At 34.7% G+C, this 23,848-nt stretch carries 14 protein-coding genes; 8 read left to right on the forward strand and 6 right to left on the reverse strand.

Annotated elements, in window-relative coordinates:
* Positions 1 to 19: 19 nt before the first annotated feature.
* Positions 20 to 1,072 carry a WD40/YVTN/BNR-like repeat-containing protein gene (locus tag V8G56_RS13990; protein ID WP_395439082.1) on the reverse strand — a complete coding sequence of 351 codons (1,053 nt, stop codon included), beginning with the start codon at positions 1,070 to 1,072 and terminating at the stop codon, positions 20 to 22.
* 104 nt (positions 1,073 to 1,176) lie between these two features.
* Between V8G56_RS13990 and V8G56_RS13995 the strand changes: the two genes are divergently transcribed.
* From V8G56_RS13995 to purL, 3 genes are all read left to right on the forward strand, one after another.
* On the forward strand, positions 1,177 to 2,391 hold the full coding sequence (locus V8G56_RS13995) for an RsmB/NOP family class I SAM-dependent RNA methyltransferase (protein WP_395439083.1): 1,215 nt from the start codon (positions 1,177 to 1,179) through the stop codon (positions 2,389 to 2,391).
* Between the two features lie 7 nt (positions 2,392 to 2,398).
* On the forward strand, positions 2,399 to 3,382 hold the full coding sequence (locus V8G56_RS14000; protein ID WP_395439084.1) for an endonuclease: 984 nt from the start codon (positions 2,399 to 2,401) through the stop codon (positions 3,380 to 3,382).
* 140 nt (positions 3,383 to 3,522) lie between these two features.
* Positions 3,523 to 7,182 (forward strand): phosphoribosylformylglycinamidine synthase, encoded by a 3,660-nt coding sequence (gene purL, locus V8G56_RS14005; protein WP_395439085.1) that lies wholly within the window; start codon positions 3,523 to 3,525, stop codon positions 7,180 to 7,182.
* Positions 7,183 to 7,256: 74 nt separating this feature from the next.
* Here purL and V8G56_RS14010 read toward each other — a convergent pair whose 3' ends face one another.
* The 4 genes from V8G56_RS14010 to ppdK all read right to left on the reverse strand — a co-directional run bounded on the left by V8G56_RS14010 (position 7,257) and on the right by ppdK (position 14,268).
* A complete protein-coding gene (locus tag V8G56_RS14010) occupies positions 7,257 to 8,036 on the reverse strand; it encodes a formate/nitrite transporter family protein (protein WP_395439086.1) in 780 nt (259 codons plus the stop codon).
* Between the two features lie 32 nt (positions 8,037 to 8,068).
* Complete coding sequence (pflA, locus tag V8G56_RS14015; protein WP_395439087.1) at positions 8,069 to 8,791, reverse strand: pyruvate formate-lyase-activating protein; 723 nt, start codon at positions 8,789 to 8,791, stop codon at positions 8,069 to 8,071.
* A gap of 111 nt (positions 8,792 to 8,902) precedes the next feature.
* Positions 8,903 to 11,128: a formate C-acetyltransferase gene (pflB, locus tag V8G56_RS14020; protein ID WP_395439088.1), complete on the reverse strand. Its 2,226-nt coding sequence runs from the start codon at positions 11,126 to 11,128 to the stop codon at positions 8,903 to 8,905.
* Positions 11,129 to 11,538: 410 nt separating this feature from the next.
* The gene (gene ppdK, locus V8G56_RS14025; RefSeq protein ID WP_395439089.1) at positions 11,539 to 14,268 is read right to left on the reverse strand and encodes a pyruvate, phosphate dikinase; all 2,730 of its coding nucleotides are present in this window, start codon (positions 14,266 to 14,268) and stop codon (positions 11,539 to 11,541) included.
* A gap of 229 nt (positions 14,269 to 14,497) precedes the next feature.
* On the opposite strand from ppdK, the gene V8G56_RS14030 reads away from it, so the two are divergent.
* From V8G56_RS14030 to V8G56_RS14050, 5 genes are all read left to right on the forward strand, one after another.
* Entirely contained in the window at positions 14,498 to 16,270 is a 1,773-nt protein-coding gene (locus V8G56_RS14030; RefSeq protein WP_395439091.1) for an AMP-dependent synthetase/ligase, read from the forward strand.
* Between the two features lie 130 nt (positions 16,271 to 16,400).
* Positions 16,401 to 16,844, forward strand: a complete 444-nt coding sequence (locus V8G56_RS14035; protein WP_395439092.1) for a MarR family winged helix-turn-helix transcriptional regulator — start codon at positions 16,401 to 16,403, stop codon at positions 16,842 to 16,844.
* A 15-nt stretch (positions 16,845 to 16,859) separates the two neighbouring features.
* Positions 16,860 to 19,253, forward strand: coding sequence for a 3-hydroxyacyl-CoA dehydrogenase/enoyl-CoA hydratase family protein (locus V8G56_RS14040; RefSeq protein WP_395439093.1), 2,394 nt, complete (start codon positions 16,860 to 16,862; stop codon positions 19,251 to 19,253).
* A gap of 4 nt (positions 19,254 to 19,257) precedes the next feature.
* Entirely contained in the window at positions 19,258 to 20,448 is a 1,191-nt protein-coding gene (locus tag V8G56_RS14045; RefSeq protein ID WP_395439094.1) for an acetyl-CoA C-acyltransferase, read from the forward strand.
* An 18-nt stretch (positions 20,449 to 20,466) separates the two neighbouring features.
* Positions 20,467 to 22,275, forward strand: coding sequence for an acyl-CoA dehydrogenase family protein (locus tag V8G56_RS14050; RefSeq protein WP_395439095.1), 1,809 nt, complete (start codon positions 20,467 to 20,469; stop codon positions 22,273 to 22,275).
* Between the two features lie 80 nt (positions 22,276 to 22,355).
* Here V8G56_RS14050 and V8G56_RS14055 read toward each other — a convergent pair whose 3' ends face one another.
* Positions 22,356 to 23,369 carry a hypothetical protein gene (locus V8G56_RS14055; RefSeq protein ID WP_395439096.1) on the reverse strand — a complete coding sequence of 338 codons (1,014 nt, stop codon included), beginning with the start codon at positions 23,367 to 23,369 and terminating at the stop codon, positions 22,356 to 22,358.
* Positions 23,370 to 23,848 lie beyond the last annotated feature (479 nt).

Genomic DNA, 23,848 nt, shown 5'->3' on the forward strand with positions numbered 1-23,848 from the left:
ACTTGAGTTTCTCCTTTTTTTATTCCTTAAATAATAATTTAGAAATTCTGCCACTCCCAGCAGCATATGCCACTGAATCATTCAAGAAACGTAAAGTATAAAAACCATCATCACTTAAATGTTTCCAATGATAACCTCCATCATTTGAAAAATCGATGCCTTTAAAACCAATAGCAACTAGCTCCTTCCCTTCTCCGTTGGGTATATACTGAACACAACTTCTATAACCTGGATTGTCATTTTGAGCCACTACTTGCCATGTTTTACCACCATCATTGGTGATTATTTTATTCTCTTTGTTGTTATCTGGATTGGTATAATCCCCACCAATGGCAAAACCATTTAATGCATCATAAAAATCAATTGAATACAGACCAGTTGTTGGCAAACCTTGAATAATTGGGGTGTTATAAACCTGCCATGTTTTTCCTTTGTTTGGCGAGTATAAAACTCTACTGGATTTTCCTCCGGTAGCTATCCATGTTTCCTCTCCAATGATGGCAATATTACTATTACTGGCAGCAAAAGCAGCTTCTCCTTCATTAGCTTTAGGCAAATCACTACAGGATATTTTTTTCCATGTTTTACCTCCATCTCGTGTAATAATAATGCTTAAACAATTTTCCGTTGGATCACCTATTGCAATTCCTTCCTGGTCATTCCAAAAACGCATGGCATCATAAAATGATTTTTGATGGTCTTCTTTATATACGAGTTGCATTTTTCCAGTATCTCCAGTTTTATATAATAAAGCCGGACTTTCTATACTTAACATAAAAAAATCACTGGAAGTATGAGCAACTGCCCTAAAGTGTAAATTCAAAGTATCAAATTCTTGTTTTGAAGTTACCCAGCTATCTTTATCTGGATTATAAAGTCCAAAAACGCCATTATTAGCAGCAAAAGCCAAACTTTTGTCATTGAGTATTTCAATGGCTCTAACGCTCAACAAAGTGTCAGAATACAAAGTTTCTATTTCAACAGAAGATAAATCACGTGGTATAAAGGCTTCCTTTTTCTCACAAGAAAAAAAAGTAAGGATAATAAAAAATGTCAAGCAAAATTGTCTCATTAGAATTTAAATTTCAATAAAAATAGTGAAGTACAACAAAATAACTATCAAACGATTAAACTAATTAACTATTAAATGTAACTTTGCACTCTTATTAAATAAACATGCGATTACACAGAAATTTATGCTTTTCAGTTATTGACGGATTAACCTTAATCTTCAATGAAGGAAACTACGCAGATAAAGTGATTCAACAACTTTTAAAACGAGATAAACGCTGGGGAAGTCGGGACAGAGCTTTTGTAGCAGAAACCACTTATGATATTGTCCGTTGGAAACGCTTATATGCTGAAATAGCGGAAGTTAAAGAACCTTTTGACAGAGATAATCTTTGGCGCATGTTCGCTGTTTGGGCTACTTTAAAAGGTATCAAATTACCTGATTGGACGTATTTTGAACATACACCAACCCGCAAAATAAAAGGAAAGTTTGATGAACTCTCAAAAATTAGAAAATATAAAGAATCTATTCCAGATTGGATGGATGAACTAGGTGAAAAGGAATTAGGAAAGGCTGTCTGGACCAAAGAAATTTCGGCACTAAATGAGCAGGCAGATGTTATTCTTCGTGTGAATACCTTAAAAACGACCAAAGAAAAATTACAAGAAGAACTCTTTGACCAAGAGATTGAAACCGATTTTTTACCCGATTACCCAAATGCCTTAAAATTAAAAGAGCGCGCCAACGTTTTTCAAACTGAACAATTTAAAAATGGTATGTTTGAAGTTCAAGATGCCTCTTCTCAACTGGTTGCTGAATTTTTAAATGTGCAGCCCGGTATGCGCGTTGTAGATGCTTGTGCTGGAGCCGGTGGAAAAACCCTCCATATTGCTTCGCTTATGGAAAACAAGGGGCAAATAATTGCCTTGGATATTTATGAAAATAAACTTCATGAATTAAAGCGACGGGCCAAACGTAACGGCGCTTTTAATATTGAAACGCGTGGCATTGATTCAACAAAGGTGATTAAAAAATTATATGATAAAGCAGACAGAGTTTTAATTGATGCCCCTTGCTCTGGCTTAGGGGTATTAAGAAGAAATCCCGATGCTAAATGGAAACTGCAACCTGATTTTATTGAAAAAATAAAAGGAACGCAACAGGAAATTTTACAACAATATTCTAAAATGGTTAAAGTTGGCGGACAATTGGTTTATGCCACATGTTCTGTTTTACCTAGTGAAAACCAGAAACAGGTTGATACATTTTTAGCTTCAGAATCTGGGAAAAATTTTACTTTTGTACAAGACAAAAAAGTATTAGCCCATAAGTCTGGCTTCGACGGATTTTATATGGCCCTTTTAGAACGAAATGCCTAATTACAGAATGAAGCAATTTTACTTTCTTCTTCTTTTATTTACTTCAGTTTGTTTTGCACAAATATCGCCACCTGTTGATTTACAATCTTACTATAATGGCGTTGATTTTTCTAAAAATGGTTTGGAATTATTTGATTATTTAGCAGTTAAAACCATTGAAAAACATAGCCCATTTTTAACATATACAGAAAGACATAACTACTTGTATGATGCTGATGAAGATCCCTCAAATGTATCAAACGTTATTTTGGTTTACAGCGGAGATAGTAGAAATGAAAACGAATACGAGTCAGTAAGCAATCCATATAATCCCCAAACATTTAATACAGAACATATTTATCCAAGGTCACTTTTAGACAATTCTAATGCTGAGGCTGATTTACATATTTTGAGAACATGCGATATAAGTATTAATTCTAGTAGAGGGAATGATCCTTTTGCTGCAGGTTCTGGTTCTTTTAGTTCAACTGGAAGTGCTTGGTATCCAGGAGATGATTGGCGGGGTGACGTGGCTCGAATTATTATGTACGTGAATTTAAGGTACAATGAACCTTTTACAGATGTAGGAACACTTAGCTTATTTTTACAATGGAATGCAATTGACCAGGTTTCCATAATAGAAGATCAACGAAACGCTATTATAAGTGGTGCTCAAGGTAATAGAAATCCTTTTATTGATAATCCTTATTTAGCAACCTTGATCTGGGGTGGAAATGCTGCAGAAAATAGATGGAGCACTTTGTCAAACTCTAAATTCTCAAGTTTAGATTATAAAATTTTTCCAAATCCAGTTTCAGGAAATTATTTAAATGTAAAAGCGAATCAAGTATTAAAAGTTGGAGTTTATGATGTATTAGGAAAACTAATAATGTCATTAAAAGTTGATTCAAACAATTCTAAAATTGATGTTTCGCAATTAAAAAAAGGTCTTTATCTGATCAAATTAGAATCAGACAAAGGAACTATTACAAAAAAATTAATAAAACAATGATTTAGATATTAATTCTCTGAGTTGCTTTTTTATGTTTAAAACATCGTGAATAACTCTTAAATTAACTTTAAGTTTTAAATAGGTCTTAAGACTAAAAAAATTAAATTTGCACTTTATAAAACAACACAAATAAACATATAATGATTCATTTCTTTGGAAACGTAAACAGTAAAGTCTTTGCTGTTCAAACAACAAAAGAATTATCAACTGAAACTATCTCAAAATTAGAGTGGTTATTTGGCAACCAGCCCAAAATAGAACAAGCATCAATAGATGCTTTTTTTGTTGGTCCGCGCGCCGCTATGATTAGCCCCTGGAGTACTAATGCTGTTGAAATTACTCAAAATATGGGTGTAGAAGGCATTATTAGAATTGAGGAGTTTAATTCAGTTTCTGAAGATTTTAAAGGTTTTGATCCTATGATTTCTGAAAAGTTCAAAGGCTTAAATCAGAACTCATTTACAATAAATATCACGCCTGAACCTATTCTTGATATTAAAGATATTGCATCATACAATAAACAAGAAGGACTATCCTTAAGTGATGAAGAAGTGGCGTATTTAGAAGACGTTTCAAAAAAAATTGGAAGACCATTAACAGATTCTGAAGTGTTTGGTTTTTCACAAGTGAACAGTGAACATTGTCGTCACAAAATATTCAATGGCACTTTTGTGATTGATGGAGAAGAAAAACCAACGTCATTGTTTAAACTTATTAAAAAAACTTCTGAATCAAATCCAAATGATATTGTTTCAGCCTATAAAGATAATGTAGCTTTTATTAAAGGCCCTGTTATAGAGCAATTTGCCCCTAAAACAGCTGACAAGCCAGACTATTATCAAACTCAAGATTTTGAGTCTGTTATTTCATTAAAAGCAGAAACTCATAATTTTCCAACTACTGTTGAGCCCTTTAATGGTGCTGCAACAGGATCTGGTGGTGAAATCAGAGACAGACTTGCCGGAGGAAAAGGATCTTTACCCTTAGCAGGAACCGCCGTTTATATGACTTCTTATTCTAGATTAGAAGAAAAGAGACCTTGGGAACAAGCCATGAAAGAACGAAAATGGCTATACCAAACACCCATGGACATTTTAATTAAAGCATCTAATGGTGCCTCTGATTTTGGAAACAAGTTCGGACAACCACTTATTTGTGGTTCTATTTTAACCTTTGAGCATGAGGAAGACACCAGAAAATTAGGATTCGATAAAGTAATTATGCAGGCTGGTGGTATTGGTTATGGAAAAGCCGACCAAGCTATAAAAGACAAACCAAAACCTGGTGATAAAATTGTAATTCTTGGAGGTGAAAATTACCGCATTGGTATGGGTGGAGCCGCTGTTTCTTCTGCTGATACAGGTGAATTTGCCTCAGGAATTGAATTGAATGCCGTACAACGTTCAAACCCAGAAATGCAAAAACGTGCGGCTAATGCCATAAGAGGGATGGTTGAAAGTGAAGACAATTTTATAGTTTCTATTCATGATCATGGTGCTGGAGGCCATCTCAATTGTTTAAGCGAACTGGTTGAAGATACGGGTGGTATAATTGATTTGGATAAATTACCTGTAGGTGATCCCACATTATCTGATAAAGAAATTATTGGTAACGAATCTCAAGAACGCATGGGATTAGTTATTTCTGAAAAACATATCGACACCTTACAACGCATAGCAGAACGTGAACGCTCTCCAATGTATACTGTTGGAGATGTTACAGGAAATGACCGTTTTACTTTTGAATCTAAAACCAAAGGTAACAAACCAATGGATCTAGATATGGAAGACATGTTTGGCAGTTCACCAAAAACCATCATGACAGATAAAACAATAGCCAGACATTATTCTGATATTATTTATGACAAAGACAAATTCTATGAATATTTAGATCAATTATTACAACTCGAAGCAGTAGGTTGTAAAGATTGGTTGACAAATAAAGTTGATCGATGTGTTGGAGGTAAAGTTGCTAAACAACAATGTGCAGGTCCGTTACAATTACCTTTAAACAATGTAGGAGTCATGGCTCTTGATTATAAAGGAAAAGAAGGAATTGCGACCTCTATTGGGCACTCGCCTATTTCAGGATTAATTAATCCGGTAGCAGGAAGTAGAAATGCCATAACCGAAGCTTTAACCAATATTATGTGGGCGCCTTTAAAAGACGAATTAAAATCTGTGTCATTATCAGCAAACTGGATGTGGCCCTGTAAAAATGAAGGTGAAGATGCCCGTTTATTTAAAGCTGTTAAAGGCGTATCGGAATTCGCAATAGACTTAGGAATCAATGTTCCAACAGGTAAAGATTCCCTTTCTATGAAGCAAAAATATCCTAACGATGAAGTAATTGCTCCGGGAACTGTTATTATTTCAGCAGCAGGAAACTGTAATGATATTAGCAATGTAATTGAGCCTGTTTTTAAGAAAAAGGGGGGTAACATATACTACATTAACATATCTCAAGATGAATTTAAACTTGGTGGAAGTTCCTTTTCACAAGTTATTAATAAAATAGGTGAGGCAACACCTAATGTGCAAAATGCAACCTATGTTAAGACCGTTTTCAATACAATACAGAAGCTCATAAAACAACAGCAAATTGTGGCTGGACATGATGTAGCCTCTGGAGGTTTAATTACGACGTTGCTTGAAATGTGCTTTGCTGACACTAATTTAGGAGCAGCATTAGATTTATCTGATCTAGAGGAAAAAGATTCTCTAAAAATGTTATTTTCTGAAAATGCCGGCATCGTCATTCAGTCAAAAGACAATTCAATTGAACGACTATTAAAGGAAGTAGATATTGATTTTTTTAATATTGGAAAAGTAACAGAAAGTGATGTATTAAGTATTATTAACGGAACGGATGTCTTTACTATGACCGTTTCCCGTTTACGAGATATGTGGTATAAAACTTCATATTTATTGGATCAGAAGCAAACATCTAACGGTTTAGCAACCGAAAGATTTAATAATTATAAAAATCAGCCTTTAGAATATAAATTCCCAAATCATTTTACCGGGAAATTACCACAGATAAATTCAAACAATCCAAGACCAAAAGCTGCTATTATTCGTGAAAAGGGAAGTAATAGTGAGCGTGAAATGGCCAATGCTATGTATCTGGCTGGTTTTGATGTCAAAGATGTGCACATGACCGATTTAATTTCGGGAAGAGAAACCTTGGAAGATATCCAATTTATAGGTGCTGTTGGCGGTTTTTCAAATTCAGATGTTTTAGGTTCTGCAAAAGGTTGGGCTGGCGCGTTTTTATACAATGAAAAAGCCAATACTGCTTTAAAGAATTTCTTTAAGAGAGAAGACACCTTATCCGTAGGGATTTGTAACGGCTGCCAATTATTTATGGAATTAGAAGAAATTAATCCGGAACATGAAGTTCATGGAAAAATGCTTCATAATGATTCTCATAAACATGAAAGTTCATTTACCTCTGTGACCATACAAAAAAACAATTCTGTTATGCTTTCAACACTTGAGGGAACTACTTTAGGAGTTTGGATTAGTCATGGCGAAGGAAAATTCAACTTGCCATATACAGAAGACCAATACCATATTGTTGCTAAATATGGATATAACGCGTATCCATCAAATCCAAATGGCTCTGATTTTAATACTGCCATGATGTGCGATAAAACAGGGCGTCATTTAGTAACCATGCCTCATATTGAACGTTCCACTTTTCAATGGAACTGGGCCTATTATCCTGAAGGACGAAAAGATGAAGTCTCTCCTTGGTTAGAAGCTTTTGTAAATGCCAAAAAATGGCTAACAAAATAAATACAAGATAAAGCAAAAAGCCCGATTTCAAATTTATTAAATCGGGCTTTTTGTTTTCATTTTTACCAAATAATTTACTTATCGCCACCAAATAAATAGCCATAAAACATACCCACAAAAACGGCCCCACCTACAATATTCCCTAAGGTTGCCGGAATCAGATTTTTTACTAAAAAGGTAGTCCAAGTTATATCAACGCCTTCAAAAATAGCTAATGGAATAAAATACATATTAGCAATACTGTGTTCAAACCCCATAGTTACAAAGGCCATAACGGGCAACCAAATACCTAAAATTTTCCCAATGGTACCTTTTGCCGCCATACCTTGCCAGACAGCCAGACAAACTAACCAATTGGCTCCAATACCTTTAAGAAAGGTTACTAAAAACGTATGACTTGTTTTCCCTATTGCTAATTGCTCAACTGAATCTGTATAAGGCGAACTACTAACAATATGAGTTAAATAAGTAACTACGTACGCTACAAAAATAGCGCCTATAAAATTTCCCACATAAACCAATCCCCAGTTTTTAAGTACAACACTAATACTTTGTTTTTTATTTAAAACATTCGGAATAAAATAAGCATTGTTACCCGTGAAAAGTTCTGCACCGACTACTACAACTAAAATGAGACCAAGTGGGAAAGTAGCACCAAATATGAATTTGGTTATTCCCGGATTTTCAGCAGCTATTCCTGGAGAACCGCCTCCAACTATAATAGCTAATAATCCACCAAACGCAACATAGGCTCCTGCCAAAAAAGCAAGCATTAATGTTTTCTTTATTTTATATTGACCTTTAGCTTCTGCTAAAGTGCTAACTATATCTACGACTTCCTTTGGGGTATTCATGATATTTTATTTGTGCTGTCAAAACAGCATTTTTAATTTATTTTTACTTTTTTAAAATAATTCTTTAGAATTTCTGCAGCTTCGATTAATTCTTCGGTTGTATTTTCTCTGGCATCTTTTAATTGATATTCCCAACCCAAAGCTTCCCATTTGTGAATACCCAGTTTATGATATGGTTGAATTTCAATTTTCTCAATAGTTTGATAATCTTTAAAATATTCACCCATGGCATGTAAAAGCTCTGGTTTGTTTGTTAAACCAGGAATTAAAACATAGCGCAACCACATATTTTTACCAGAGGCTTCTCTGTGTAATGCGAAATTAAATGTTGTCTCTTTACAACCCACGCCCGTTAAAGCTAAATATCCCTCTTCGGTCATATGTTTAATGTCTAACATAACCAAATCAGCATAATTATCTAAAAGTTCTTTTGAAAAGCTATTTAAAATTCTTCCGTTAGTATCAATATTGGTATGAATACCTTCTTCCTTTAATCTTTTAAAAAACGGAATTAATTCTTTGGCCTGTAATAAAGGTTCTCCTCCAGATACCGTAACTCCTCCTTTTTTTCCAAAATAAGGTTTCATTTTAAGAGCTATCTGAACAAGTTCTTCAATATCATATTCTGTTCCTCCTGCAGTTTCGATAGAATCCGGATTATGACAATACAAACATTTTAGTTTGCAACCTTGTAAAAAAACTACCCAACGAATTCCCGGACCGTCATGAGTTCCAAACGATTCTATCGAATGCACTCTCAATGTATTTACTTCTGTTTTGATGGTTTTCTTTTTTTAGCAGTTTTATAAATAGTTTTGAAAGAGCTATAACCGCTCTTTCAAAACTTTCTTTAATAATAAGGTAAATTACATTGATTCGTGAAACGAACGTGTAATAACCTCTAATTGTTGCTCTCTGGTTAACCTAACAAAGTTAACGGCATAACCTGAAACACGAATTGTTAATTGAGGATATTCCTCTGGATTTTCCATGGCATCCATTAACATTTCTTTATTTAAAACATTCACATTTAAATGTTGTGCATTTCTTGAAAAATACCCGTCTAATGTTGTCGCTAAATTTTCAATTTGCTCTTCTTCATCAGCACCTAAAGATTTTGGCACAATAGAGAATGTATTTGAAATACCATCTCTTGAATCTTCGTAATTTATTTTTGAAACTGAATTTAACGAAGCAATAGCCCCATTACAGTCACGTCCATGCATTGGGTTTGCCCCGGGCGCAAAAGGAATTCCTTGTGCCCTTCCATCTGGTGTTGCTCCTGTTTTTTTACCGTAAGATACGTTTGAAGTAATGGTTAAAACAGACATAGTAACTTCTGCATCTTTATAAACAGGCAACTGTTTTAATTCGTTATTGAATTCTGCAACAGCTTTACTTGCTAAAAAGTCTACTCTATCATCATCATTTCCATACATTGGAAATTCGCCTTCAATTTGGAAATCTATAGTTAAGCCTTCTTCGTTTCTAATTGGTTTAACTTTGGCATATTTTATTGCAGATAATGAATCGGCCACAATAGACAATCCAGCAATTCCGTAAGCTATATTCACACCTGGGTTTGTATCAATTAAAGCCATTTGTGCCTTTTCATAATAGTATTTATCATGCATATAGTGGATAATGTTCATTGAATCATTGTACACTCTGGCAACTTCTTTCATCGCAACTCTAAAGTTTACCATGACTTTATCAAAATCTAAATACTCGTCTGTATAAGGTGGAATTCCATCAACAATTTGTGTTCCTGTAAATTCGCAACGACCCCCATTTAACGCTAATAATAATGTTTTAGCCAAATTAGTACGAGCACCGAAAAACTGAATTGATTTTCCTAATTCTTGATATGAGACACAACATGCAATCCCGTAATCATCAGAACCACGACTTGTTCGCATTAAATCATCATTTTCAAATTGAATAGACGAAGTATCTATGGCTACTTTTGCACAATAGTTTTTAAAATTCTTTGGTAAATTTTCAGACCATAAAATGGTAATATTAGGTTCTGGGGATGGTCCTAAATTATACAGTGTATTTAAAAATCTGAAAGATGTCTTTGTAACTTTAGTTCGTCCATCAGACAGCATGCCTCCAATAGCTTCAGTTACCCATGTTGGATCACCTGCAAAAATTTCATCATAAGCTTCCATACGCAGGTGACGCACCATACGCAGTTTCATAACAAATTGATCAATGTATTCCTGTGCTTCAACCTCGGTAATTAACCCTTCTTCTAAATCGCTTTCAATATAAATATCTAAGAATGATGACACATTGCCTAAAGACATTGCAGCACCATCTTGTTCTTTTACTGCTGCTAAATAGCCCATGTACGTCCATTGAACAGCCTCTTGAGCATTTTCGGCAGGACGAGATAAATCTAAACCATAAGATTTACCCATTTCAATCATTTCTTTTAAAGCTTTTATTTGCTCTGAAACTTCTTCACGTAAACGGATAACTTTATCGGTCATCGGACCAGTAATCCCAGCTAAATCTAGCTCTTTTACTTCAATTAAACGTGTTACTCCATATAACGCAATTCTGCGGTAATCACCAATAATTCTTCCTCGTGCATAATTATCAGGTAAACCTGTTAAGAACCCTAAAGAACGGTATTTTTTAATTTCATCTGTATAAGCATCAAAAACACCATCGTTATGTGATTTTACATATTTATTAAATAAATCTGAAAGTTGGTTATTTGGTTTTAATCCGTGTTCAGATAAAGCTTTTTCAACTACCTTAAAACCTCCGAAAGGTTTCATGGCTCTTTTTAATAATTCGTCGGTTTGTAAACCAACAATTACTTCATTTTCCCTATCAATATATCCAGCTTCAAAAGAATTAATTCCAGAAACAACGTCGGTATCAATAGAACGAACACCATTTCTTTGTCTTTCCTCCTTAGTACCTTGTTTACAGATTTCCCATAATTTTTTAGTTTTTTCACTTGGTCCTACTAAAAATTCATGTGTTCCGTGATATGGGGTAATATTTTTTGTAATAAACTCTCTTAAGTTTATTGCCTTATTCCAAATACCTGTTTTAAAAATTTTGGTTTTCATATATTTATTTTTATTGTCCTAATTCGTTTTAGGGTACAAAAATAAAGCCTAAAATAAGTTGAAAAACTGATAATTATCATAATAAAACCCTTTGTTTACAAGGGTTGTCAGCGAAAACGTTTGAAATATAGACTTTACAAAAAAAAATAATTTGTTTTTTTTGTTACAAATTAAAAAGAAGATAATTAGGTGTATTTTTAGGGTAATATACTATAGAATTTTATAGTTACCCATAGTTCATTTAGTTATTAAAATAACCAAAATGAGAAATGATATTATTACTGTCATACATTTAAAATATATAATTCTCAAATAGATTGAAAAAAGATAATCTCCTTTTTCTTAACACATAAAAAACCCCTAAGTAAAATAAATAGTTTACTTAGGGGTTTCAAACTTAAAACAAAAAATTACATGGACTTTTTAATAGCCGCTTGCGCAGAGGCAATACGTGCAATTGGAACTCTAAAAGGAGAACAACTTACGTAGTTCATTCCTACATTATAGCAGAATTCAACAGAACTTGGTTCTCCACCATGCTCTCCACAAATACCAACTTTTAAATTTGGTTTCGTGCTTCTACCCTTTTCAGTACCCATTTTTACTAATTGACCAACTCCTTCTTGATCAAGTACTTCAAATGGATCTACTTTAAGGATTCCTTTTTCAATATATATTGGTAAGAACTTACTGGCGTCATCTCTTGAATAACCAAATGCCATTTGAGTTAAATCGTTAGTTCCAAAAGAGAAAAACTCCGCTTTTTTAGCAATTAAATCTGCCGTTAAAGCTGCTCTTGGTATTTCAATCATTGTTCCAACTAAAAATTCAATAGTATCATTATATTCTTCAAATACTTTTTGAGCGGTATTTCTAATGATATTTTCTTGCATTTCAAATTCTTCAACGGTTCCGATTAAAGGCACCATTATTTCTGGTATAGCTACAATTCCTTTTGCTTTTAGATTTAATGCAGCTTCAATAATGGCTCTAGCCTGCATTTCAGTAATTTCAGGATAGGTATTTCCTAATCTACATCCTCTATGTCCAAGCATAGGGTTAAACTCTTCTAATTCAGAAATTTTACTTTTTACAGCCTCCAATGAAATATGCATTTCTTCAGCTAACTCTTTTTGTTGTGTTAATTGATGAGGTACAAACTCATGTAATGGCGGATCCAATAACCTCACAGTAACTGGCAATCCTTGCATGGCTTCAAAAATACCTTCAAAATCTTCACGTTGCATAGGTAATAATTGGTCCAAAGCATATTTTCTACCTTTTACCGTATCAGCCAAAATCATTTCGCGCATGGCCTTTATTCGATCTACTTCAAAGAACATATGCTCTGTTCTAGTTAAACCAATACCTTGTGCTCCAAAATTACGTGCTGCTTTAGCATCTTTGGGGGTATCTGCATTAGTTCTTACCTTCATAGTGGCATATTTGTCTGATAATTTCATGATTTCAGCAAATTCCCCACTTAATTCAGGCTCAATCGTAGATACTTTTCCTTCTATAATATTTCCTGTTGAACCATTTAATGAAATCCAATCACCTTCGTGGTATTCTTTACCATCAACAGTCAGTGTTCGTGTTTTATAATTAATTTTCAAAGCACCTGCTCCAGAGATACAACATTTACCCATACCACGAGCTACAACCGCGGCATGAGAGGTCATTCCACCACGTGCGGTTAAAATACCACGTGCAATGTTCATACCTTCTAAATCTTCAGGAGAGGTTTCAATACGTGTTAAAATAGTGTATTTATATTTATTGGCTTCATCAGCGAAGAAAACAAGCTGACCGGTAGCAGCACCTGGTGATGCTGGTAATCCTTGTGCAATAACATGTGCTTTTTTTAATGATTTTGGATCAAATACAGGATGTAGTAACTCATCTAATTTGTTAGGTTCAATACGCAGCAAAGCTTGCTTTTCGTCTATCATGCCTTGTTTCAACATATCGATGGCAATTTTGACCATTGCTGCTCCCGTACGTTTACCGTTTCTAGTTTGCAAAATCCAAAGTTTACCATCTTGCATAGTAAACTCCATGTCTTGCATATCTTTATAATGGTCTTCTAATTTTTGTTGATAGCCATTTAATTCAAGATAAATATTTGGCATGAGCTCTTCAAGTGAAGGATAATTTTTAAATCTATCTTCTTCTTCTACTTTAGCTAATTCGGCCCAACGAAGCGACCCTAATTTGGTGATTTGTTGTGGTGTTCTTGTACCTGCAACCACATCTTCACCTTGAGCATTTATTAAGTACTCACCGTTAAATACATCTTCACCAGTTCCGGCATCACGTGTAAAACATACACCTGTACCAGAATTATCACCCATGTTACCATAAACCATGGCTTGAACATTCACAGCAGTTCCCCAATCAGATGGATAACCACTCATTTTTCTGTAATAAACCGCTCTATCTCCATTCCAACTATTAAAAACAGCTACTACTGCTCCCCAAAGTTGATCCCACGGATTTGTTGGAAAATCATGCCCTGTACGTTTTTTAACGGCTTCTTTAAAATCATATACTAAATCTTTTAAATCCTGAATAGTAAATTCAGTATCTAATTTAATATTACGCTTATGTTTAAGAGCTTCCATGATTTCTTCAAATGGATCAATATCATCCTTTGATTCAGGTTTCATACCTAAAACCACATCTCCATACATTTGAATGAAACGACGGTAAGAATCCCAGGCAAAACGCTCATTATTGGTTCTTTTAGCCAATCCAATAACAACCTCATCATTTAATCCAAGATTTAAAACAGTATCCATCATACCTGGCATAGAAACTCTTGCTCCAGAACGCACAGATACTAATAAAGGGTTTTCTTTATCGCCAAATTGCGCGCCCATTATTTTTTCAATATTTTCTATAGACTCTTCGACTTCAGGAAGAATCATTTTCACAACTGCATCTTTACCTAAAAGATTATATTCTGTACAAACTTCAGTAGTAATTGTAAATCCGGGAGGAACAGGTATTCCAATTAAACTCATTTCTGCTAAATTTGCTCCTTTTCCTCCTAAGAGGTTTTTCATTTTACTATTTCCATCGGCCGTTTTGTTACCGAATTTATAGACTCTGGTTTTTACCGATTCTAAGGTTTCCATATAATTATGTTTTTAGACTTTTTAATGTTATTGCCGACAAAATTAGAGAGTATAAAAGACCCATTCAATGACATAAATCATATATTGAAAGTTTTTATTTGTAAACATCGATAGAAGCAAAAAGCAATAAAACTAATGTTTAGGCCTATAGCTCTTGTTTTTTTATACTACCTCTTGTAAATTCTTTTTTATTTCCTATTTTGCATACTACTAAACTATTTAAGACATAATGACTCAAGTAACTCGGTTGTTTGATATTCCGCAATATCAATATGAAACATATAATTTAAAAAAAGCCTTAACCACTAAATATAAAGACGAGTGGATTTCAATTTCATCTGAAGAATACATTAATCAAATTAATGCTATTAGTAGAGGATTATTGAGATTAGGTGTGCAAGCAAATGACAAGATTGCTGTTATTTCAAGCACTAACAGAACGGAATGGAATGTTTTAGACATAGGCGTGTTACAAATAGGCGCGCAGAATGTCCCTATTTATCCTACCATAGCTAAAGAAGATTATGAATATATCATGAACCATTCAGAATCTATTTACTGTTTTGTTTCAGATGCTGCAGTTTTAGAAAAATTAAATTCTGTAAAAGGAAAAACAAAACTTAAAGGTGTTTATACTTTTGATGATATTTCTGGAGAAAATAGTTGGAAAGAAGTCTTAAAATTAGGTCGAGATGAAAGTAATCAAAATGAAGTAAATGAGAGAAAGAATAATGTAAAACCACATGATTTAGCTACCATAATATATACCTCTGGTACAACTGGTCAACCTAAAGGTGTGATGCTTTCTCATAATAATTTAATTTCCAATGTGATTGATAGTGAAAAGCGTGTGCCTTTTGAATATGGCAAATCCAAAGCCTTAAGCTTTCTACCAATATGCCATGTTTTTGAGCGTATGATTTTATATCTATATCAATACTGCGGAGTGGAAATTTATTTTGCGGAATCAATTGATAAAATGACTGATAACTTAAAAGAAATCAAACCTAATGTTATGACTGCTGTTCCCAGACTTTATGAAAAAGTCTATGATAAAATATTGGAAAAAGGAGGAGATCTCTCAGGTTTAAAAAAAGCGTTATTCTTTTGGGCAATAGATTTAGGTCTAAAATATGAACCCTATGGACAAAACGGTTTCTGGTATGAACTGCAACTAAAATTAGCCAGAAAATTAATATTCAGTAAATGGAAAGAAGGGCTTGGTGGTAATTTAGATTTAATGGTTTCGGGAAGTGCGGCTTTACAACCCAGATTAACACGAACTTTTGCAGCGGCTGGTATGCCTATAATGGAAGGTTATGGATTGACTGAAACCTCTCCTGTAATATCAGTGAACGACATGCGTAATGGTGGTTTTAGAGTGGGAACAGTTGGTCGTATTATTGATCATGTAGAGGTGAAAATTGCTGAAGATGGTGAAATATTGGTAAAAGGGCCCAATGTGATGCTTGGCTATTATAAAGATCCAGAAAAAACGGCTGAAGTCATGACTGGAGACTATTTTCATACGGGAGATATTGGAGAAATAAGCAGTGATGGATTTTTAAAAATTACTGATAGAAAAAAAGAAATGTTTAAAACTTCTGGTGGTAAATATGTTTCACCGGCACTAATTGAAAATGAATTAAAACAATCTCATTTTATAGAACAGGTGATGGTCATTGGTGAAGGAGAAAAAATGCCTGCAGCGCTTATTCAACCAGATTTTAAATTCATAAAGCACTGGATTGAAAAAAAAGGAAAAGATATTAAACCAGATAATGAGTCGATTGTTTCTTCACAAATAATTAAAGACAGAATTCAAAAAGAGGTTGACAAAACAAATAAGAATTTTGGCAATTGGGAACAAGTTAAAAAGTTTGAACTGACTCCAGATGTATGGACCATTGAAGGTGGACATTTAACACCGACAATGAAAATGAAGCGAAAAATTATTAAAGAAATTTACAAAGATCTGGTTGAAAAGATATACCGTTCTTAATCTTCAAAAAACCATAATCTTAAACGTCTCATTGAGACGTTTTTTTTATACTTAAATCTTTCCTAAAAAATATAAATTTATTATGCATGCATAATAAATTTTTGTATATTTGGTTTTGTAAAAATTAACCATGAAAGACAAAACGATTGATTACTTACTGAGAACCACATGGTTAGCCGTTTCTAAAATGTACAATGAAGAAGCCGCTAAATTTGACAGTACAATGGCCACTGGATTAACATTGTTAAGTATTGATCAAGAAAAAGGGACGCCTTCAACGTCTTTAGGCCCAAAAATGGGCATGGAAGCCACCAGTTTATCAAGAATATTGAAAACAATGGAAAAAAGAGGCTTAATAGAACGACGAGCTAACCCAGAAGATGGAAGAAGCGTGTTAATATATCTTACAGATTTTGGAAGAGAAAAAAGAGCCTATTCACGAGAAAAGGTCCTCACTTTTAATGAGGCCATAAAAAATAATGTTTCCGAAGAAAAATTACGCCATTTTTATGAAGTTGCAGAATTAATTAATGACATGGTTACTAATAAGAAAATATACAATCAAACTAAATAATTAGCTTAATATATAATGAATAAACGTAGAATTAAAAAAATAGCAGTTATTGGTTCTGGAATTATGGGAAGCGGTATTGCTTGTCATTTCGCCAATATTGGTGTAGATGTACTTTTACTAGACATTATTCCAAGAGAATTAAATGACGCTGAAAAAGCAAAAGGTTTAACCCTTGAAAGCAAGCAGGTAAGAAATCGTTTAGTTAATGATTCACTCGCTAACTCTTTAAAATCTAAACCTTCTCCAATTTATCATCAAAGCTTTGCAAGCAGAATCACTACTGGTAATTTAGAAGATGACATTGCAAAAGTAAAAGATGTTGACTGGATTATGGAAGTGGTTGTAGAACGTCTGGATATTAAAAAACTAGTATTTGAAAAATTAGAAAAATACAGAACTCCTGGTACATTAATAACATCAAATACTTCAGGGATCCCAATTCATTTTATGAGTGAAGGCCGAAGTGAAGACTTCCAGAAGCATTTCTGTGGAACCCATTTTTTTAACCCTGCTCGTTATTTAAAATTATTTGAAATTATTCCTGGACCAAAGACGGATGCTTCAGTTTTGGAATTTTTAAATGGCTATGGAGAACAATTCCTTGGCAAAACTTCAGTTATAGCCAAAGACACCCCTGCTTTCATTGGAAATAGAGTTGGCATTTTTGGGATTCAAAGTTTATTTCATCAGGTAAAAGATTTAGGCTTATCTGTAGAAGAAGTAGATAAATTAACAGGACCTGTTATTGGGCGCCCAAAATCAGCAACCTTTAGAACCGTTGATGTTGTTGGGCTAGATACTTTAGTGCATGTCGCAAATGGTATTTATGAGAATTGCCCTGATGATGAAGCTCACGAATTGTTTAAGTTACCAGATTTCATCAATACAATGATGGAAAATAAATGGTTGGGAAGTAAAACAGGTCAGGGATTTTATAAAAAAGAAGGCAAGGAAATCAAAGTACTTGATTTAAACACTTTAGAATATCGCGCCAGTAAAAAAACCAGTTTTGCGACTTTAGAACTAACAAAAACCATAGATAAAGTTATTGATCGTTTTAAAGTATTGGTTTCTGGTAAAGATAAAGCTGGAGATTTCTACAGAAAGAATTTTGCAGGTATGTTTGAATATGTATCAAATAGAATTCCCGAGATTTCAGATGAATTATATAAAATAGATGATGCCATGAAAGCTGGTTTTGGTTGGGAACATGGACCTTTCCAAATTTGGGATGCAATTGGTGTTGAAAAAGGGATACAACTTATGAAAGCTGAAGGCAAACAACCTGCAGCTTGGGTGCAAGATATGTTGAATTCAGGAAACAAATCATTCTACTCTGTTAAAGATGGTGCCAGTTTCTATTATGATATTCCAAAGAAATCACAAGAGAAAATTCCAGGTCAAGACGCCTTTATCATTTTAGATAATATTAGAAAATCTAGAGAAGTCTTTAAAAACTCAGGAGTCGTTATTGAAGATTTGGGAGATGGAATCCTTAACTGCGAGTTCCAATCTAAAATGAATACTATTGGTGGTGATGTCTTGGCCGGATTAAATAAAGCTGTTGATTTAGCTGAAAAAGACTTTGCTGGTTTAGTTATTGGTAATCAAGGCGCTAATTTCTCTGTAGGGGCCAATATTGGAATGATTTTCATGATGGCAGCAGAGCAAGAATATGATGAGCTTAATATGGCAATAAAATATTTCCAAGACACCATGATGCGTATGCGGTATTCTGCAATTCCAACGGTGGCTGCTCCTCACGGTATGGCACTTGGTGGTGGCTGTGAATTATCTATGCATGCTGATAAAGTAGTCGCGGCAGCTGAAACCTATATTGGATTAGTTGAATTTGGAGTTGGTGTGATTCCTGGTGGCGGCGGTTCAAAAGAAATGGCTTTAAGAGCTTCTGACACCTTTAGAAAAAATGATGTAGAACTAAATGTACTTCAGGAATATTTCTTAACTATTGGAATGGCAAAAGTAGCTACTTCAGCTTATGAAGCTTTTGATTTAGGCATTCTTCAAAAAGGAAAAGATGTTGTTGTTGTAAATAGAGACCGACAAATTGCGACCGCTAAAGCATATGCGAAATTAATGGCTGAACAAGGCTACACACAACCTGTAAAACGAACCGATGTAAAAGTTCTGGGTAAACAAGCTTTAGGCATGTTTTTAGTTGGAACCGATGCGATGGAAGCTAGTAACTATATTAGCGAGCATGACCATAAAATTGCTAATAAATTGGCCTATGTCATGGCTGGTGGTGATTTATCTGAACCTACTTTAGTAAGTGAACAATACTTATTAGACTTAGAGCGAGAAGCCTTCTTAAGTTTATGTACAGAGCGCAAGACTTTAGAACGTATTCAACACATGTTAAAAACAGGAAAACCTTTAAGAAACTAAAAAAATGAGACAAGCATATATAGTAAAAGCATATAGAACCGCGGTTGGAAAAGCTCCAAAAGGAGTATTCCGCTTTAAAAGAGCCGATGAATTGGGCGCAGAGACCATTCAATACATGATGAAGGAATTACCAAATCTAGATGTAAAACGCATTGATGACGTTATTGTTGGAAATGCCATGCCTGAAGGTTCTCAAGGACTTAATATGGCCAGATTTATATCACTAATTGGATTGAATAGTGTTGATGTGCCGGGTGTAACCGTTAATCGGTTTTGCTCGTCAGGAGTTGAAACCATTGCTATTGCAGCTGCTAAAATACAAGCCGGTATGGCCGATTGTATTATTGCTGGTGGTGCAGAAAGCATGAGTTCGGTCCCAATGACAGGTTTTAAACCAGAATTAAATTATGACACCATTAAATCCGGGCATGAAGATTATTATTGGGGTATGGGAAATACGGCTGAGGCCGTTGCAAATCAATTTAAAATTTCACGTGAAGATCAAGATGAATTCGCCTATAATTCACATATGAAAGCCCTGAAAGCCCTGGCTGAAAATCGTTTTCAAGAGCAAATTGCACCTATAGAGGTAGAACAGATCTATGTTGATGAAAACGGGAAACGAGCTACTAAAAAGTATACAGTTACAAAAGATGAAGGTCCGCGAGCAGGAACAAGTGTAGAAGCATTGGGGAAATTACGTCCAGTATTTGCCGCTAATGGAAGTGTCACAGCTGGTAACTCGTCACAAATGAGTGATGGTGCCGCTTTTGTCATGGTGATGAGTGAAGACATGGTCAAAGAATTAAATCTAGAACCGATTGCAAGATTGGTAAATTATGCCGCTGCTGGTGTTGAACCCAGAATTATGGGGATTGGCCCGGTAAAAGCCATTCCAAAGGCGCTTAAACTAGCCGGCTTAAAACAAGAGGATTTATCTCTAATAGAACTAAATGAAGCTTTTGCATCTCAATCATTGGCTGTTATCAGAGAATTAAACCTCAATCCTAATATCATAAATGTTAATGGAGGTGCCATCGCATTAGGTCATCCTCTAGGATGTACCGGAGCAAAATTATCAGTACAACTATTTGATGAAATGCGTAAACAGAACATGAAAAATAAATATGGGGCAGTCACTATGTGCGTTGGAACTGGACAGGGAGCTTGTGGCATATTTGAATTTTTAAATTAAAAAAACAGTATTAAAAAAATGGAAACAAAAGACAAAGACTTATTAAGAGGTGGTCAATTTCTGGTAAAAGAAACTAAATGTGAAGACGTGTTTACTCCTGAAGATTTCTCGGAGGAACAAAAAATGATGAAAGAAGCAGTAATGGAATTTAATGATCGTGAAATCATTCCTTATAAGTCAAGATTTGAAGCGAAAGATTATGCGCTCACAGAATCATGTATGAAAAAAGCAGGTGATCTTGGGTTTTTAAGTGTGGCAGTTCCTGAAGCTTATGGAGGTTTGGGTATGGGCTTTGTTTCAACATTGTTAACCTGTGACTATATCTCCAGCGGAACAGGTTCTTTTAGTACGGCCTTTGGTGCTCATACTGGCATTGGCACATTGCCGATAATATTATACGGGACTGAAGAACAAAAACAAAAATACATTCCAAAACTGGCTACTGGTGAATGGTTTGGGGCCTATTGTTTAACAGAACCTGGTGCAGGAAGTGATGCCAATTCAGGCAAAACAACTGCTACCTTATCTGAAGATGGGAAAAGCTATAAAATTAATGGTCAAAAAATGTGGATCTCTAATGCAGGTTTTTGCAAATTAATGATCGTATTTGCCCGCATTGAAAATGATAAAAACATTACTGGTTTTATTGTAGAATATAATAAAGACAAGCCAAACGGAATTACTTTAGGGGAAGAAGAGCATAAATTAGGTATTCGTTCCTCCTCAACACGTCAAGTATTCTTTACTGACACCGTTGTACCAGTTGAAAACATGTTATCTGAAAGAGGTAATGGGTTTAAAATTGCTATGAATGCGTTAAACGTTGGACGTATTAAATTAGCGGCTGCTTGCCTTGATTCACAAAGACGCATTACTACTATCGCGGTGCAATACGCTAATGAAAGAAAACAATTTAATACAGCTATTGCTGATTTTGGTGCCATAAAAGCCAAATTGGCTGAAATGTCTGCCAGTGCTTATGCGGGGGAATCTGCATGTTACAGAGCCGCAAAAGACATTGAAGACCGTATAGCCCTTCGTGTTGCTGCGGGGAACACACATCAGGAAGCAGAACTAAAAGGCGTTGAAGAATATGCTATAGAATGTTCTATTTTAAAAGTGGCCGTTTCTGAAGATGTTCAAAACTGTGCTGATGAAGGTATTCAAATTTTTGGTGGCATGGGATTCTCAGAAGACACCCCAATGGAAGCTGCCTGGAGAGATGCAAGAATTGCCAGAATTTATGAAGGCACCAATGAAATAAACAGAATGCTCTCAGTTGGCATGTTAGTTAAAAAAGCCATGAAAGGTCATGTCGATCTATTAGGCCCGGCCACTGCAGTAGCTAACGAACTTATGGGAATTCCATCCTTTGAAACTCCAGACTATTCTGAGTTGTTTTCTGAGGAAAAAGACATGATAGCAAAACTTAAAAAGATATTTTTAATGGTTGCAGGGGCCGCAGTTCAAAAATTTGGACCAGATTTAGATAGCCATCAACAATTATTAATTGCTGCTTCAGACATATTAATTGAAATATATATGGCAGAATCTGCCATTTTAAGAACGGAGAAAAATGCAAAACGTTTTGGTGAAGAGGCTCAAAAAGTTCAAATAGCGATGGCTAAATTATATTTATACAACGCCGTTTCAATTGTTGAGAAAAATGGTAAAGAAAGTATCATTTCATTTGCAGAAGGCGACGAACAGCGTATGCTGTTAATGGGTCTCAAACGCTTTGTGAAATATACTAATTATCCGGATATTGTAGATCTGCGCAGGGATATAGCTGAAAAAGTAAAAGCAGAAAACAGGTATTGTTTTTAATAATTTTTGACTCATTCAAATGTAAAAACGCTCCCAATATTGGGAGCGTTTTTTATTATAGCATCTATTTAAAGACTACTTTAATTATTAGGCCATACACCCCAGTTACTGCAATACCCGGCTTCATCAGTCCCAGAGATATCCCTTCTTCCAACAGAATAAGCTGCATTCATTAGAGCGGCTGGAGAAAAATGAAGCGCACCACTACCACCATCTCTAAAAGCCGTTCCAAAATGATCTTGACTTAAACCATGGCCTACCTCATGAAGTACAACAGTTTCAAAATCTATAGCATTATCAACATCAAATAAAACATCGTTTGGAGCATCCTGCCAATTAAAACCATCATTAATGTAGATTTCACTTAAAGCGGTGTCTCCTTTACCATTTCCATCAATATCAGTACCATAGCTAAATGTAAATGTTACGCCAAGAGTACCTGTCCCTGCACCCGGTCCAAGTGCAGTTTCAAAAAAAGCAGCAGGTAAAATTCCTGCATGGGCAATTGCTCCTGTAATCACGAGTCCAGACCCCCCAAATCCAGTAAAAAACTGAACAAGTCCAATGTCAAAATCAGATGAGAATAAAAATGGAATGTCAAGACCACCAGAACATGCCACTGCATCCCAATTATTCATGGAATTAACCATGGCATCAAATGTAGCCTGTTCACTCATACCTGAACTTGTGCCCAATTGTGTGTTATCAATCCAATATGGGACTGCTGCACCAAAACCGTTATTTCGAGGATCATTTGGTACCCAGTCAAAATCAATTTGTTTACTTCCTTTATCATCAAAAAATACGGTTCTTCCTGCTTCATCTACTCCCAATATTTCAACTTTTTCCAGCTTAATGCCTTGACCCACAAGAGCAGCATTAATTTGAATCATAAAATCTAGAACGGGGTCATTATTACTCTTGCCACCTCGTTTTGCTTGTATGCCTGCATCGAAATTAACCTCTATTTTTTTAATAAAGCTTTGATCAAACCCCTTACTAGCTTGACTGTCATTAGATTGCACAGTTACTCCGTCTTCCTGACAAGCTACTAATAGCAATGACAGGGTTAATAAATTGAATAATTTTTTCATTTGTTTAATTGGTTTGGTTAATAAAAAGTTTTCCAAAACAATAAATGGTTAAAGTCTGAAGTTGAGGGTAATAAAATACTATTAACTTTGTAAGAATAAACCGAAGATACATTAATTAATTCCAAATCTTCCCAATTTTAAATTTAATTATTATTAAATCTAAAACAGATAGAATAAAATGGCAGAATGCATAAAAAATTATGAGCCCTTAACGTTCAATCAAAACGCCTCTGCACTTTTTAACTTGTATAAAAAAAGATTTTAACTGAGTTTTTAAAGATTATAACGACTAAGTTCTTTCTAAAAATTACGATAGTCATTATGGCGTTTTTAGCAATTCAATATCAGGGGTTGCCTAATAATGAATAAAATTTCTCCCGAGAGGATATTTCAAAAGGTTTTATCAATCCTGAAATGATGCATGACGATTTAACATATTACCATTTAGATAAAGTGATTTTTTATTATTTTAGTAAAAA

The organism is Gaetbulibacter aquiaggeris (genome assembly GCF_044003965.1).
Classification (GTDB): domain Bacteria; phylum Bacteroidota; class Bacteroidia; order Flavobacteriales; family Flavobacteriaceae; genus Yeosuana; species Yeosuana aquiaggeris.

What these genes read in the sequence shown, in the direction of transcription:
- V8G56_RS13990 (WP_395439082.1), bottom strand. Translation starts at nt 1,072, where the DNA reads ATGAGACAATTTTGCTTGACATTTTTTATTATCCTTACTTTTTTTTCT.
- V8G56_RS13995 (WP_395439083.1), top strand. Translation starts at nt 1,177, where the DNA reads ATGCGATTACACAGAAATTTATGCTTTTCAGTTATTGACGGATTAACC.
- V8G56_RS14000 (WP_395439084.1), top strand. Translation starts at nt 2,399, where the DNA reads ATGAAGCAATTTTACTTTCTTCTTCTTTTATTTACTTCAGTTTGTTTT.
- purL (WP_395439085.1), top strand. Translation starts at nt 3,523, where the DNA reads ATGATTCATTTCTTTGGAAACGTAAACAGTAAAGTCTTTGCTGTTCAA.
- V8G56_RS14010 (WP_395439086.1), bottom strand. Translation starts at nt 8,036, where the DNA reads ATGAATACCCCAAAGGAAGTCGTAGATATAGTTAGCACTTTAGCAGAA.
- pflB (WP_395439088.1), bottom strand. Translation starts at nt 11,128, where the DNA reads ATGAAAACCAAAATTTTTAAAACAGGTATTTGGAATAAGGCAATAAAC.
- ppdK (WP_395439089.1), bottom strand. Translation starts at nt 14,268, where the DNA reads ATGGAAACCTTAGAATCGGTAAAAACCAGAGTCTATAAATTCGGTAAC.
- V8G56_RS14030 (WP_395439091.1), top strand. Translation starts at nt 14,498, where the DNA reads ATGACTCAAGTAACTCGGTTGTTTGATATTCCGCAATATCAATATGAA.
- V8G56_RS14035 (WP_395439092.1), top strand. Translation starts at nt 16,401, where the DNA reads ATGAAAGACAAAACGATTGATTACTTACTGAGAACCACATGGTTAGCC.
- V8G56_RS14040 (WP_395439093.1), top strand. Translation starts at nt 16,860, where the DNA reads ATGAATAAACGTAGAATTAAAAAAATAGCAGTTATTGGTTCTGGAATT.
- V8G56_RS14045 (WP_395439094.1), top strand. Translation starts at nt 19,258, where the DNA reads ATGAGACAAGCATATATAGTAAAAGCATATAGAACCGCGGTTGGAAAA.
- V8G56_RS14050 (WP_395439095.1), top strand. Translation starts at nt 20,467, where the DNA reads ATGGAAACAAAAGACAAAGACTTATTAAGAGGTGGTCAATTTCTGGTA.
- V8G56_RS14055 (WP_395439096.1), bottom strand. Translation starts at nt 23,369, where the DNA reads ATGAAAAAATTATTCAATTTATTAACCCTGTCATTGCTATTAGTAGCT.